The following is a 13,160-nucleotide window of genomic DNA, read 5'->3' as shown; positions in this document are numbered from 1 at the left end:
GGCGCCATCTGGCGCCTGCGCGACGCGCTGCAGTTCCTTCACCAGCCGCCGCCCGACGCGGCACTCGCCGCGCTGGAAGACCGCGCGCATCCGGCCTGGCAGCGCCTGAAGGCCGAGGAGCTGCTCGCGCAGCAGCTGTCGCAACTGGAAAGCCGGCGCGAGCATGCGCGGCTGTTGGCCCCCGCGCTCATGGCCAAGCCGGCCGGCCTGCACGAGCAGCTGCTGGCCGCGTTGCCGTTCCTGCTGACGCGGGCCCAGCACCGCGTCTGCGAAGAGATCGCCCATGACCTGGGCCGCCCCGTGCCCATGCACCGGCTGCTGCAGGGCGACGTGGGCTCCGGCAAGACGGTGGTGGCGGCGCTGGCGGCGACCATCGCCATCGACGCCGGCTGGCAGTGCGCGCTGATGGCGCCGACCGAGATCCTGGCCGAGCAGCATTTCCGCAAGCTGATCGGCTGGCTGGAGCCGCTGCTGGCGCCGCGCGGCCTGCGCGTGGCGTGGCTCACCGGCAGCCAGCGCAAGAAGGAACGCACGCAGATGGTGGCGCTGGTGGGCAGCGGAGAGGCGGCGCTGGTGGTCGGCACGCACGCGGTGATCCAGGACCAGGTGCAGTTCAGGAACCTGGCGCTGGCGGTCATCGACGAGCAGCACCGCTTCGGCGTGCAGCAGCGCCTGGCATTGCGCGCGAAGATGGCGGCGCACGGGCACGAACCGCACATGCTGATGATGTCGGCCACGCCGATCCCGCGCACGCTTGCGATGAGCTACTACGCCGACCTGGACGTCTCCACCGTCGACGAATTGCCGCCCGGCCGCACGCCGGTGGTCACCAAGCTGATCGCCGACAGCCGCCGCGAGCAGGTGGTCGAGCGCATCCGGTCGCAGGTGGCGGCCGGCCGGCAGGTGTACTGGGTCTGCCCCTTGATCGAGGAGAGCGAGGCGCTGGACCTGACCAACGCCACCGCCACCCACCAGGCGCTGGCGGAGGTGCTGCCGGGCGTGATGGTCGGCCTGCTGCATTCGCGCATGCCGCCGCAGGAGAAGAAGGCGGTGATGGCGCTCTTCACCGACGGCCAGATGGGCGTGCTGGTGTCCACCACCGTGATCGAGGTCGGCGTCGACGTGCCGAATGCCTCGCTGATGGTGATCGAGCATGCCGAGCGCTTCGGCCTGTCGCAGCTGCACCAGCTGCGCGGCCGCGTCGGCCGCGGCGCCGCGGCATCGGCCTGCATCCTGCTCTACGCCACGGGGCAGAGCGGCCGGGTGGGCGAGACGGCGCGCGCCCGCCTGAAAGCCATGGCGGAGACCACCGACGGCTTCGAGATCGCCCGGCGCGACCTGGATATCCGCGGGCCGGGCGAATTCCTGGGCGCGCGGCAGTCGGGCGCGCCGATGCTGCGCTTCGCCGACCTGCTGACCGACACGCGATGGCTGGAATGGGCCCGCGCACTGGCGCCGCAGATGCTCGACCGTTATCCTGAGCTCGCCGAGCGGCACGTGGCGCGCTGGCTGGGTGGAAAATCCGAATACCTCAAGGCTTGATCCGGCAATGACGCTGACAGAACTCAAATACATCGTGGCCGTCGCGCGCGAAAAGCATTTCGGCCATGCGGCCGAGGCCTGCTTCGTCTCGCAGCCGACCCTGTCGGTGGCGATCAAGAAGCTGGAAGACGAGCTGGAGGTCAAGCTGTTCGAGCGCAGCGCCAACGAGGTGTCGGTGACGCCGCTGGGCGAGGAGATCGTGCGGCAGGCGCAAAGCGTGCTGGAGCAGGCGGCGGCCATCAAGGAGATCGCCAAGCGCGGCAAGGACCCGCTGGCCGGCCCGCTGAAGCTGGGCGTGATCTACACCATCGGCCCCTACCTGCTGCCCGACCTGGTGCGCCAGGCCATCGAGCGCACGCCGCAAATGCCGCTGATGCTGCAGGAGAACTTCACCGTGCGGCTGCTGGAGATGCTGCGCACCGGAGAGATCGACTGCGCCATCATGGCCGAGCCGTTTCCCGACACCGGCCTGGCGATCGCGCCACTGTACGACGAGCCATTCCTCGCGGCCGTGCCGAGCACCCATGCGTTCGCGGCCCACAAGACCATCACCGCCGAGGAGCTCAAGACGGAGACCATGCTGCTGCTGGGCACCGGCCACTGCTTTCGCGACCACGTGCTGGAGGTCTGCCCCGAATTCGCGCGCTTTTCCAGCGATGCCGAAGGCATCCGCAAGAGCTTCGAAGGCTCGTCGCTGGAAACCATCAAGCACATGGTGGCCGCCGGCATGGGCGTGACCCTGGTGCCGCGCCTGTCGGTGCCCAAGGGCGCGCTGCTGGCCAAGCCGCGGCGGCGCAACGACGACGAGAGCTTCGTCAAGTACATCCCGTTCGACGGCGACCCGCCCAGCCGCCGCGTGGTGCTGGCCTGGCGGCGCAGCTTCACCCGCTACGAGGCCATCGCCGCGCTGCGCAATTCCATCTACGCCTGCGAACTGCCGGGAGTGAAGCGGCTGTCGTGATGCGGCTGTCGTGACATGGGCTTTCGACCGCCCCTAAGATGGCGCCATGACCCTGCCCGCCCAACCCGGAATCATCGACGGCGTGCCCGCGGTGGCACGCTATGTGTTCTTCTCCATCGCTGACCAGGGCGCCCATCGAGGTGCCGATGCCCAGGCCATCAAGGATGCGCTGGGGCGCCTGTCGCCGCTGGTCAACGGCAGCGACGTGGTGCTCGGCATCGGCCCCACACTCGCCGCCGCGCTCGGCGCCGAGGTGCCCGGCCTGCACGAGCTTCCCGACTTCTCCAGCCAGTACGTGAAGGTTCCATCCACGCCCGGCACCATCTGGTGCTGGGTGCGCGGCGACGACCTGGGCGAGCTGCTGCACCTGACGCGCAAGGTGCAGAAGGCGCTGGCGCCGGTGTTCACCGTGCGCCACGTGGTGGATGCGTTCCGCCACGCGCTGGGCGACAGCGGCCACGGCCGCGACCTGACCGGCTACGAGGACGGCACCGAGAACCCGACCGGCGAAGCGGCCGAGCAAGCCGCGTTCGCGCAGGGCCTGGGGCCCGGCCTGGATGGTTCCAGCTTCGTGGCCGTGCAGCAGTGGGTGCACGACCTGGACGCCTTCGAGGCGCTGGGCGACGACGAGGCCAACCAGCACTTTGGCCGCGACCGCAAGACCAACGAGGAGCTGGACGACTCGCCCGAGTGGGCGCACGTCAAGCGCACGGCGCAGGAAAGCTTCGAGCCCCCGGCCTTCATGCTGCGCCGCTCCATGCCCTGGATGACGGGCATGGAGGCCGGTTTGCTGTTCGTCGCCTTCGGCAGGTCGCTGGACGCCTTCGAGGCGCAGATGCGCCGCATGGCCGGCCACGACGACGGTGTGGTCGATGCCATGTTTCGCATCTCCAGGCCGGTCAACGGCGCCTGTTTCTGGTGCCCGCCGATGCAGGACGGCCGGCTCGACCTGCGCCAGCTGGGCTGCTGAAGGACGTGCCGATGGACGGCAAGCTGGCGCTCTACCTCGACCTGATCCGCTGGAACCGGCCCGCCGGCTGGCTGCTGCTGCTGTGGCCGACGCTCGGCGCGCTGTGGATTGCGGCGGACGGCTTTCCGGGCTGGCACCTGCTGGCGGTGTTCACCCTCGGCACCGTCCTCATGCGCAGCGCCGGCTGCTGCGTCAACGACGTGGCCGACCGCGAGTTCGACCGGCACGTGAAGCGCACCGCGCAGCGGCCGGTGACGGCCGGCTGCGTGTCGGTGAAGGAGGCATTGGTGCTCGGCGCGGTGCTCGCGCTCGTCGCCTTCGCGCTGGTGCTGACCACCAGCCGCGCGGCCATCGCCTGGTCGTTCGCGGCGCTGGCGATCGCGCTGGCCTATCCCTATGCCAAGCGCCATGTGTCGATGCCGCAGGCGGTGCTGGGCGTCGCCTTCAGCTTCGGCATTCCGATGGCGTTCGCCGCCGTGCGGTCCGAGGTGCCGCTGCTGGCCTGGGTGCTGCTGCTGGGCAACCTGTTCTGGGTGCTGGCCTACGACACCGAATACGCCATGGTCGACCGCGACGACGACCTGAGAATCGGCATGAAAACCTCGGCCATCACGCTCGGCCGCGCCGACGTGGCGGTGGTGATGGCCTGCTACGGCGTCTATCTGGCGGTCTGGGGCGCGGTGCTGGCCGGGCGCATTCCGGCCGCGGTACTGGCCCTGGCGATGGCTGCTGCAGCCGCGCAGGCCGCGTGGCATTTCACCCTGATCCGCAAGCGCACGCGCGAAGGCTGCTTCAAGGCCTTTCGCCTGAACCACTGGGTCGGCTTTGCCCTGTTCGCCGGCATCGTGGCCGGCTATGCGCTGCGGTAGCGGACAGCCGGCGCAGCGTCAGCTCTTGCCGAACTCGTCGCCCAGTTCCTGCGCGCGCCGGTGGGACGCATGCATGGCCTTGACGAACAGCGCCTTCACGTTGTCCCGCTCCATCGAGGTGATGGCAGCGTAGGTGGTGCCGCCCTTGGAAGTGACCCGCTCGCGCAGCAGCTCGGGCGGCTCCTGCGAGGCACGCGCCAGCTCGGACGCGCCAACAAAAGTGCCCACCGCCAGCTGGTAGGCCTGCTCGCGCGGCAGGCCCATTTCCACGCCGGCCTGGGTCATGGCTTCCAGGAAGAAGAACACGTAGGCCGGGCCGGACCCGGACACGGCGGTGACGGTGTCGAGGTCGCTTTCGCCCGCCACCCACAGGAATTCGCCGGTGGTGGCGACCACGGCCTCGGCGCGCGCGCGGTCTTCGGCACTGACGCCGGCGCGTGCATACAGCCCCGTCATGCCCTTGCCGACCAGGGCCGGCGTGTTGGGCATGGTGCGCACGATGCGCTCGGTGCCCAGCCAGGCCACGATGCTGTCGCTGCGGATGCCCGCGGCCACGCTCAGGTGCAGCGCCTGCGCCACGTGCGGCCTGGCCTGCAGGGCGGCGGCGCGGAAGGTCTGCGGCTTGACCGCCCAGACCACCAGCCCCGCGCGCGCGAGTTCCGGGCCGGGCGCCTCCACCGGCGCCAGGCCGAAGTCGCTGTGCAGGCGCTCGCGCGCCGGCGCGAACGGCTCGACCACCGCGATGTCGCCGGGCGCCACGCCCTGGCGCAGCAGCCCGCCGATGATGGCGCTGGCCATGTTGCCGCCGCCGATGAAGGCGATGCCGTGCTTGTCGTCTGCGTATGCCATGTCCGTCACTCCAGGAATTCGCAGGCGACGAATTGCGTGACCTGCAGCGGGTTGAAATTGTCGTCGCTCACGAACACCAGGGTGCGCGCGCCGCCGGCGCCGGGCGGGCCCCAGCACATGCCTTCCAGATTGTCCAGGCGCGCGAGCCCGAGCTGCGCGAAGTCGGCCAGCAGCGTCTTGGGCGCGGGCCGGTGGTTGCCGGGCGCGAGCTGCGGCACGGCCAGCGTGTCGCTGCCCTCGCGCACGTCGACCTGGTAGAGCCGCAGCGAGAAGCCGCGCCCCATCATGAAGGCGCGCTCCAGCACCAGCATGCGGTCGGCGTCGGCCATGAGGATCTCGCTGACGCCGTTGTCGGCGAAGGCGCCCGGCGGAATCGCACGTGCCGGAATCGCGTCGGGCACATAGGCGAGCTGCCGCAGCGGCGTGCCGCCGGCCACGTCGAACAGCGTGATGCGGCACGGGCCTCCGGGCGCTTCCGCCGTCGGGATCGGGCCGTCCTGCTGCAGCGCGTTTTCCATCGCGGCCCAGGCGCCCCTGCCGTCGGGCGTGAGTGCGAGTCCTTCGAGTGCCAGGTTGTTGCGCGGCCCGCTCTTGTCCGCGGCGGGGCGGGCACGCAGCATCGGCGGCAGCGCGAAGTCGCGCACGTGGCTGCCGTCCGCCTGGATCTCGCGCAGCGCCGGCGACAGGCCGCGGGCGATGTCGCCCTCGCTGGACCACAGCAGGTTGCCCGACGGCAGCAGGCGCATGCCTTCGGGGTCGGGCACGTCGCCGCCCTGGTGCCGGGCGGGATAGGTGCTGCCGTCGGCCTGGCGCAGCAGATGCACGCCACGCAGCTGCACCGCAAGCGCGTCTGGGCCGATGCCGATCGACAGCGTGTAGAAGCGCGCCGGGCCGAGCTCGGAGCGGTCGTCGCTGAGCGCGACCCAGCTGCCGCGCGCCGGGTCGTGGTCCAGCGCCGACAGGCCGCCGACCACCGTGTCCTGGAACTTCAGCCGGTGCGCCAGCGTGGCCTCGCCGATGCGCCGCAGCCGTGGCGGCGCGGTGCCGAGAGAGGGGACGGCGCACGCGGCAACACAAGCCGCCGCGCCGGCAACGCCCGCGCGCAGCAGGGTGCGGCGGGTCAGCAAGAGTGAATGCATGGGCGGCGAGTCTAGTCCTTGCCTGCTTGCTTGAGGTACGCTGATGGCCCATGAAATACGTTCTCGCGCTGGACCAGGGCACGACCAGTTCCCGCGCCATCCTGTTCGACGCCGAAGGGCGCGTCGCCGCGCTGGCGCAGCGCGAATTCCGCCAGATCTTCCCGCAGCCCGGCTGGGTCGAGCACGACGCGCGCGAAATCTGGGCCACGCAGCACGCTGTGGCGCTGGAAGCGCTGGCGCAGGCCCAGGGCGAAGTGGTCGCGCTGGGCATCACCAACCAGCGCGAGACCACCGTGCTGTGGGACCGCGCCACCGGCCAGCCGGTGGCCAACGCCATCGTCTGGCAGGACCGCCGCACGGCGGAGCGCTGCGACGCGCTGCGCGCGCAGGGCAAGGCGGCGCTGATCCAGAAGAAGACCGGGTTGGTCATCGACTCCTACTTCTCCGGCACCAAGCTCGAGTGGCTGCTGGACCACGTGCCCGGCGCGCGGGCGCGGGCCGAAGCCGGCGAGCTGGCCTTCGGCACCGTGGACGCGTGGCTGGTGTGGAACCTCACCGGCGGGCGCGTGCATGCCACCGACGCCAGCAACGCCTCGCGCACGCTGCTGTTCAACCTGCATACCCAGGACTGGGACGACGAGCTGCTGGCGCTGCTGCGCATTCCGCGCGCCGTGCTGCCGCGCGTGGTGCCCTCCAGCGGCGTGCTGGCCGAAACCAATGCCTCGCTGTTCGACAAGGCGATCCCGATCGCCGGCATGGCAGGCGACCAGCAGGCCGCCACCTTCGGCCAGGCCTGCTTCGCGCCCGGCATGGCCAAGAACACCTACGGCACCGGCTGCTTCATGCTGATGAATACCGGCGCCAGGCCGGTATTCAGTCGCAACAAGCTGCTGACGACCATTGCATGGGAAGGACCAAGAGCCCTCCCCCGTGAGGGGGGGGGTGCGGGTGGGGGCGGGCACAGCCAGGCAGCTCAGCTGCCTTCCAACGCGTGTTACGCGTTGGAAGGCAGCGTGTTCATGGCGGGCGCCACGGTGCAGTGGCTGCGCGACGGGCTGCAGATCATCGGCTCGGCGGCCGAAGTGGAGTCGCTGGCCGCGCAGGTGGAGGACACCGGCGACGTCTACCTGGTGCCCGCCTTTGCCGGCCTGGGCACGCCGGACTGGGACGGCTATGCGCGCGGCACCCTGGTGGGCATGACGCGCGGCACCACGCGCGCCCACATCGCGCGCGCCGCGCTGGAAGCCATCGCGCTGCAGAGCGCCGACGTGTTCGGCGCCATGTCGCGCGACGCGCGCATTCCGCTGCGTGAGCTGCGGGTGGACGGCGGCGCCTGCCGCAACGACCTGCTGATGCAGATGCAGGCCGACGTGCTGGGCGTGCCGGTGGTGCGGCCGCGCGTCACGGAAACCACGGCACTGGGCGCGGCCTACCTGGCCGGGCTGGCGACCGGATTCTGGAAGGACGCCGGCGAGATCTCCGCGCAGTGGCAGGTCGAGCGCCGCTTCGAGCCGCGCCTGGCCGAGCAGGAACGCAGGGCCAAGCTGGCGCGCTGGCGCGAAGCGGTGGAACGCGCGAAAGGCTGGGCGCGGACTTGATGCACGCTGAAGCCACAGCACGCGACGCGCAACCGCTGCCGACGCGCCGCGCCGAATTGCTGACCCGGCTGGGCGAGGCACGCACATGGGACATCGCCGTGGTCGGTGGCGGCGCCACCGGGCTGGGCGTGGCGCTGGACGCGGCGGCGCGCGGCTTCAGCGTGGTGCTGCTGGAGTCGCACGATTTCGCCAAGGGCACGTCGTCGCGCGCAACCAAGCTGGTACACGGCGGCGTGCGCTACCTGGCGCAGGGCGACATTGGCCTGGTACGCGAAGCGCTGCACGAGCGCGCCACCCTGCTGCGCAACGCGCCGCACCTGGCGCAGCCGCTGGCCTTCGTGATGCCGTCGTACAAGTTCTGGGAAACGCCGTTCTACGGCGTCGGGCTCAAGATGTACGACGCGCTTGCCGGCCGCGCCGGCCTGGGCGCCACGGAATTCCTCAGCCGCAACGAGGTGCTGGGCTGCCTGCCGGCGGCGCGCGCCGAAGGGCTCAAGGGCGGCGTGAAGTACTGGGATGGCCAGTTCGACGACGCGCGCCTGGCGCTGGCCCGCACCGCGGCGCGTGAGGGCGCGCTGCTGGTGAACTACTGCGGCGTGACCGGGCTGGTCCACGAAGGTGGGAAGGTGGCGGGCCTGCAATGCAAGGACGCCGAAACCGGGCGTGAATTTACGCTTCGCGCGCGCTGCGTGGTGAATGCCGCCGGTGTGTGGGTCGATGCGCTGCGCGCGCAGGACGGCGAGGCCACGGGCCGGCCCGTCAAACCCATGGTGGCGCCCAGCCAGGGCGTACACGTGGTGGTGGATCGGCACTTCCTGGACAGCGACCACGCGCTGATGGTGCCCAAGACGGCCGACGGCCGGGTGCTGTTCGGCGTGCCGTGGCTGGGCAAGGTGATCCTCGGCACCACCGACACGCCGCGCAGCGACCTGCCGCGCGAGCCGAGGCCGTTCCGGGAGGAACTGGACTTCATCCTGCGCGAGTCGGCGCACTACCTGGCCAAGGCGCCAGGGGTGGGCGACCTCCGCAGCATCTGGGTCGGCCTGCGGCCGCTGGTGAAGCCCGTTGGCGATGCGGGCGAGCAGACCAAGGGGCTGAGCCGCGAGCACACGGTGCTGGTCAGCCGCGGCAGTCTGGTTACGGTGACCGGCGGCAAATGGACGACCTACCGGGCGATCGCCGAGGACGTGCTGGAAAAATGCTTCGAGGCCGGCCTGCTGGCGAGAGCTGCGGCGGGAGTGACTGCCAACTTGCTTCTGGTCGGCGCGGGACCTGCCGGCGGGGCGCGCGCCAATGTCGCGATCAGCGCGGCGCCGGGCGCGCATCTCTATGGCAGCGAAGCCGCGCTGTTGGATGGCTTGCCCGGTGCCCGGCGGCAGCTGGGCGGCGGCCTCACCGAAGCCATGGTCCGCTTTGCCGCGCGCAACGAGTACGCCCGGACGGCGGAAGACGTGCTGGCGCGCCGTTCGCGCCTGCTGTTCCTGGACGCCAGACTGGCCGGGGCGCTAGCCGCGGAAGTCGGGGCTCTGCTGCGGGAAGAGAACGGCGTGGACCCGCAGGTAGAGGCATTTGCCCAGCTTGCGCGCAGCTATCTGGAATTGCCCGCCTGAACAGCGTTTGACAACTGACGGGAATCCGTTATGATCGCGGGCTCGCCTTTTCACGGGCGGGCTCTTCCCAAACGGAAGTTGCGGGGCTCACGGCTTCGCGGCGGACGGCGGGACCAAGACTGGCTCGAATGTCCTGCGGAATTGTTCCCCAGGGTGCTTTCGGGACAAGTTGGACTAACAGACAAATGATCCAGACTGAATCTCGGCTCGAAGTCGCCGACAACACGGGCGCGAAGTCCGTCCTGTGCATCAAGGTGCTGGGCGGCTCCAAGCGGCGCTACGCCAGTGTCGGTGACATCATCAAGGTGAGCATCAAGGAAGCCGCTCCGCGGGGTCGCGTCAAGAAGGGCGAGATCTACAGCGCAGTGGTGGTGCGTACCGCCAAGGGCATCCGTCGCGGCGACGGCTCGCTCATTAAGTTCGACGGCAATGCGGCCGTCCTCCTCAACAACAAGCTGGAGCCCATCGGCACCCGCATCTTCGGACCGGTCACGCGCGAGCTGCGCACCGAGAAGTTCATGAAGATCGTGTCGCTGGCGCCCGAAGTTCTGTAAGGACTGGCCATGGAAAAGATTCGCAAGGGCGACGAGGTCATCGTGCTGGCCGGCAAAGACAAGGGCAAGCGCGGCAAGGTTGCGCTTCGCAAGGACGCCGACCACCTGCTGGTGGAAGGCATCAACATGGTGAAGAAGCACACCAAGCCCAACCCCATGAAGGGCGCGACCGGCGGCATCGTGGAGAAATCCATGCCGATCCACCAGTCCAACGTGGCGATCTTCAACCCGGCAACGGGCAAGGCCGACCGGGTCGGCATCAAGCAGCTGGAAGACAAGCGCGTGCGCATCTTCAAATCCAGCGGCGAAGAAATCAAGGCCTGACCATGACCCGTCTGCAAGACATCTACCGCGACAAGGTCGCCCCGCAGCTGATCGAGAAGTTCGGCTACAAGTCGCCGATGCAGGTTCCGCGCATCACCAAGATCACGCTGAACATGGGCGTGAGCGAGGCAGTGGCGGACAAGAAGGTGATGGACAACGCCGTCGCCGACCTGACCAAGATTGCCGGCCAGAAGCCGGTGGTCACCAAGGCCAAGAAGGCCATCGCCGGCTTCAAGATCCGCGAAGGCCAGGCCATCGGCTGCATGGTCACGCTGCGCGGCCAGCGCATGTACGAATTCCTGGACCGCTTCGTCACCGTGGCGCTGCCCCGCGTGCGCGACTTCCGCGGTGTCTCCGGCCGCGCGTTCGACGGCCGCGGCAACTACAACATCGGCGTGAAGGAACAGATCATCTTCCCCGAGATCGAGTACGACAAGGTCGATGCGCTGCGCGGCCTGAACATCAGCATCACCACCACGGCCAAGACCGACGAGGAGGCCAAGGCCCTGCTCGCGGGCTTCCGTTTCCCGTTCAAGAACTGAAGGTGCATCGTGGCTAAAACTGCTTTGATCGAGCGCGAAAACAAGCGTGACAAGCTAGTCGCCAAGTTCGCGAAGAAACACGCGGAACTGAAGGCGATCGCTACCGATGCCAAGAAGAGCCCGGAAGAGCGCGAAGTCGCGCGCTTCGCTCTGCAGAAGCTGCCGCGCAACGCGAACCCCACGCGCCAGCGCAACCGCTGCGAGATCACCGGCCGCCCGCGTGGCACGTTCCGCCAGTTCGGTCTGGCACGCAGCAAGATCCGCGAAATGGCGTTCAGCGGCAACATCCCTGGCATCACCAAGGCCAGCTGGTAAGCGCGAGGAGACACAGATATGAGCATGAGTGATCCCATCGCCGACCTGCTGACGCGCATTCGCAATGCGCAGATGGTGGCCAAGGCCACAGTGTCGGTTCCGTCTTCCAAAGTGAAGGTGGCCATTGCCCAGGTCCTGAAGGACGAGGGTTACATCGACGGCTTCCAGGTGAAGTCCGAAGGCGGCAAGAGCGAACTCGAAATCGCCCTGAAATACTACGCCGGCCGCCCGGTGATCGAGCGCATCGAGCGCGTGAGCCGTCCTGGCCTGCGCGTGTACAAGGGCCATGACGCCATTCCCCAGGTCATGAACGGCCTGGGCGTGGCGATCGTCACCACGCCCCAGGGTGTGATGACCGATCGCAAGGCGCGCGCGACCGGTGTCGGTGGCGAAGTCCTGTGCTACGTGGCCTGACGCGGAGGTAAAGAGAAATGTCCCGAGTCGGAAAAATGCCTGTCGCCATCCCGCAAGGCGTGGATGTGCAGATCAAGGATGACCAGATCAGCGTCAAGGGCGCCGGCGGCACATTGCTGCAGCCCGCCAACGCGCTGGTCAAGGTGAGCAACGAAGACGGCAAGCTGACCTTCCTGCCCGCCAACGAATCACGCGAAGCCAACGCCATGAGCGGCACCATGCGCCAGCTGGTGAACAACATGGTGCAGGGCGTGACCAAGGGCTTCGAGAAGAAGTTGAACCTGGTGGGCGTGGGCTACAAGGCCGCCGTCCAGGGCAACAAGCTGAACCTGACAGTCGGCTACTCGCACCCCGTGAACATCGAAATGCCCGCGGGCATCAAGTTCGAGACGCCTCTTCCCACCGAAATCCTGGTGAAGGGCGCCGACCGCCAGCGCGTGGGCCAATTGGCCGCCGAGATTCGTGCCGTTCGTCCGCCGGAGCCCTACAAGGGCAAGGGCATCCGCTACTCGGACGAAAAGATCACGATCAAAGAGACCAAGAAGAAGTAAGGAGCATGACGATGTTGACCAAAAAAGAGCAGCGCCTGCGCCGCTCGCGCCAGACGCGCATTCGCATCGCCACGCAAGGCACGGCGCGCCTGATGGTGAACCGCACCAACCTGCACATCTACGCGGCTGTGATCTCCGGCGACGGCGCCAAGGTCCTGGCCAGCGCCTCGACGGCGGAAGCCGACGTGCGCAAGGAGCTGGGCGCCGCCGGCAAGGGTGGCAATGCCGCTGCCGCCGTGATGATCGGCAAGCGCATCGCCGAGAAGGCCAAGGCCGCCGGCGTCGAGAAGGTCGCTTTCGACCGCGCTGGCTTCGCCTACCACGGCCGCGTTAAGGCGCTGGCCGAAGCCGCGCGCGAAGCCGGCTTGCAGTTCTAACGGAACGGAACCCGAAATGGCAAAGATTCAAGCGAACAGGCAGGGCGACGGTCCGGAAGACGGCCTGAAGGAAAAGATGATCGCGGTGAACCGCGTCACCAAGGTGGTCAAGGGCGGCCGGATTCTCGGTTTCGCCGCGCTCACCGTGGTTGGCGACGGTGACGGCCGCGTCGGCATGGGCAAGGGCAAGTCCAAGGAAGTACCCGCCGCCGTGCAGAAGGCGATGGAAGAAGCGCGCCGCAACATGACCAAGGTGTCGCTGAAGAACGGCACGCTGCACCACCACGTGTTCGGCCAGCACGGTGCTGCCCGCGTGATGATGGCGCCGGCCCCCAAGGGCACCGGCATCATCGCCGGCGGCCCGATGCGCGCCGTGTTCGAGGTGATGGGCATCACCGACATCGTGGCCAAGAGCCACGGGTCGAGCAATCCCTACAACATGGTCCGTGCCACCTTCGACGCGCTGCGCAACTCCACGACGCCGTCGGCAGTGGCGGCCAAGCGCGGCAAGTCGGTCGAAGACATCTTCGCCGCTTAAGGAATAC

The 13,160-nt window shown here is 68.7% G+C and carries 16 protein-coding genes; 14 read left to right on the top strand and 2 right to left on the bottom strand.

Features of this window, described 5'->3' with window-relative positions; genetic code table 11:
* From recG to ubiA, 4 genes are all read left to right on the top strand, one after another.
* Nucleotides 1–1,542, top strand: a 1,542-nt coding sequence (gene recG / locus H0U68_RS15730; protein ID WP_296357240.1) for an ATP-dependent DNA helicase RecG, incomplete at its 5' end; no start/stop codon positions are given.
* A gap of 7 nt (nucleotides 1,543–1,549) precedes the next feature.
* Nucleotides 1,550–2,503, top strand: a complete 954-nt coding sequence (locus H0U68_RS15725) for a LysR substrate-binding domain-containing protein (protein ID WP_296357237.1) — start codon at nucleotides 1,550–1,552, stop codon at nucleotides 2,501–2,503.
* A 46-nt stretch (nucleotides 2,504–2,549) separates the two neighbouring features.
* Nucleotides 2,550–3,473 carry a Dyp-type peroxidase gene (locus H0U68_RS15720; RefSeq protein ID WP_296357235.1) on the top strand — a complete coding sequence of 308 codons (924 nt, stop codon included), beginning with the start codon at nucleotides 2,550–2,552 and terminating at the stop codon, nucleotides 3,471–3,473.
* A gap of 11 nt (nucleotides 3,474–3,484) precedes the next feature.
* Nucleotides 3,485–4,342 (top strand): 4-hydroxybenzoate octaprenyltransferase, encoded by an 858-nt coding sequence (gene ubiA, locus H0U68_RS15715; protein WP_296357233.1) that lies wholly within the window; start codon nucleotides 3,485–3,487, stop codon nucleotides 4,340–4,342.
* Between the two features lie 18 nt (nucleotides 4,343–4,360).
* Here ubiA and proC read toward each other — a convergent pair whose 3' ends face one another.
* Together proC and H0U68_RS15705 are read right to left on the bottom strand one after the other, a co-directional pair.
* Nucleotides 4,361–5,191, bottom strand: coding sequence for a pyrroline-5-carboxylate reductase (gene proC, locus H0U68_RS15710; protein WP_296357232.1), 831 nt, complete (start codon nucleotides 5,189–5,191; stop codon nucleotides 4,361–4,363).
* A 5-nt stretch (nucleotides 5,192–5,196) separates the two neighbouring features.
* Nucleotides 5,197–6,330, bottom strand: a complete 1,134-nt coding sequence (locus H0U68_RS15705) for an esterase-like activity of phytase family protein (protein WP_296357230.1) — start codon at nucleotides 6,328–6,330, stop codon at nucleotides 5,197–5,199.
* Between the two features lie 50 nt (nucleotides 6,331–6,380).
* On the opposite strand from H0U68_RS15705, the gene glpK reads away from it, so the two are divergent.
* The 10 genes from glpK to rpsE all read left to right on the top strand — a co-directional run bounded on the left by glpK (nucleotide 6,381) and on the right by rpsE (nucleotide 13,153).
* Nucleotides 6,381–7,928 carry a glycerol kinase GlpK gene (glpK, locus tag H0U68_RS15700; RefSeq protein ID WP_296357228.1) on the top strand — a complete coding sequence of 516 codons (1,548 nt, stop codon included), beginning with the start codon at nucleotides 6,381–6,383 and terminating at the stop codon, nucleotides 7,926–7,928.
* Entirely contained in the window at nucleotides 7,928–9,538 is a 1,611-nt protein-coding gene (locus H0U68_RS15695; protein WP_296357225.1) for a glycerol-3-phosphate dehydrogenase/oxidase, read from the top strand. Before glpK ends, H0U68_RS15695 begins: the two co-directional genes overlap by 1 nt.
* A 185-nt stretch (nucleotides 9,539–9,723) precedes the next feature.
* Nucleotides 9,724–10,092: a 50S ribosomal protein L14 gene (gene rplN, locus H0U68_RS15690; protein ID WP_169417103.1), complete on the top strand. Its 369-nt coding sequence runs from the start codon at nucleotides 9,724–9,726 to the stop codon at nucleotides 10,090–10,092.
* Nucleotides 10,093–10,101: 9 nt separating this feature from the next.
* The gene (gene rplX / locus H0U68_RS15685) at nucleotides 10,102–10,416 is read left to right on the top strand and encodes a 50S ribosomal protein L24 (protein ID WP_296357221.1); all 315 of its coding nucleotides are present in this window, start codon (nucleotides 10,102–10,104) and stop codon (nucleotides 10,414–10,416) included.
* A 2-nt stretch (nucleotides 10,417–10,418) separates the two neighbouring features.
* The gene (gene rplE / locus H0U68_RS15680; protein ID WP_296357218.1) at nucleotides 10,419–10,958 is read left to right on the top strand and encodes a 50S ribosomal protein L5; all 540 of its coding nucleotides are present in this window, start codon (nucleotides 10,419–10,421) and stop codon (nucleotides 10,956–10,958) included.
* 9 nt (nucleotides 10,959–10,967) lie between these two features.
* The gene (gene rpsN, locus H0U68_RS15675; protein WP_296357216.1) at nucleotides 10,968–11,273 is read left to right on the top strand and encodes a 30S ribosomal protein S14; all 306 of its coding nucleotides are present in this window, start codon (nucleotides 10,968–10,970) and stop codon (nucleotides 11,271–11,273) included.
* Nucleotides 11,274–11,291: 18 nt separating this feature from the next.
* Nucleotides 11,292–11,687 (top strand): 30S ribosomal protein S8, encoded by a 396-nt coding sequence (gene rpsH / locus H0U68_RS15670; protein WP_296357214.1) that lies wholly within the window; start codon nucleotides 11,292–11,294, stop codon nucleotides 11,685–11,687.
* Between the two features lie 17 nt (nucleotides 11,688–11,704).
* Nucleotides 11,705–12,238, top strand: a complete 534-nt coding sequence (gene rplF / locus H0U68_RS15665) for a 50S ribosomal protein L6 (RefSeq protein WP_296357212.1) — start codon at nucleotides 11,705–11,707, stop codon at nucleotides 12,236–12,238.
* A gap of 11 nt (nucleotides 12,239–12,249) precedes the next feature.
* Nucleotides 12,250–12,615: a 50S ribosomal protein L18 gene (gene rplR / locus H0U68_RS15660; protein WP_296357242.1), complete on the top strand. Its 366-nt coding sequence runs from the start codon at nucleotides 12,250–12,252 to the stop codon at nucleotides 12,613–12,615.
* 16 nt (nucleotides 12,616–12,631) lie between these two features.
* The gene (gene rpsE / locus H0U68_RS15655; protein WP_296357211.1) at nucleotides 12,632–13,153 is read left to right on the top strand and encodes a 30S ribosomal protein S5; all 522 of its coding nucleotides are present in this window, start codon (nucleotides 12,632–12,634) and stop codon (nucleotides 13,151–13,153) included.
* The last annotated feature ends 7 nt before the right edge of the window (nucleotides 13,154–13,160 follow it).

Origin of the sequence: Ramlibacter sp., from assembly GCF_013697775.1 — a bacterium.
GTDB lineage: Bacteria > Pseudomonadota > Gammaproteobacteria > Burkholderiales > Burkholderiaceae_C > Ramlibacter.
This window is presented reverse-complemented; position numbering and strand designations above follow the sequence as displayed.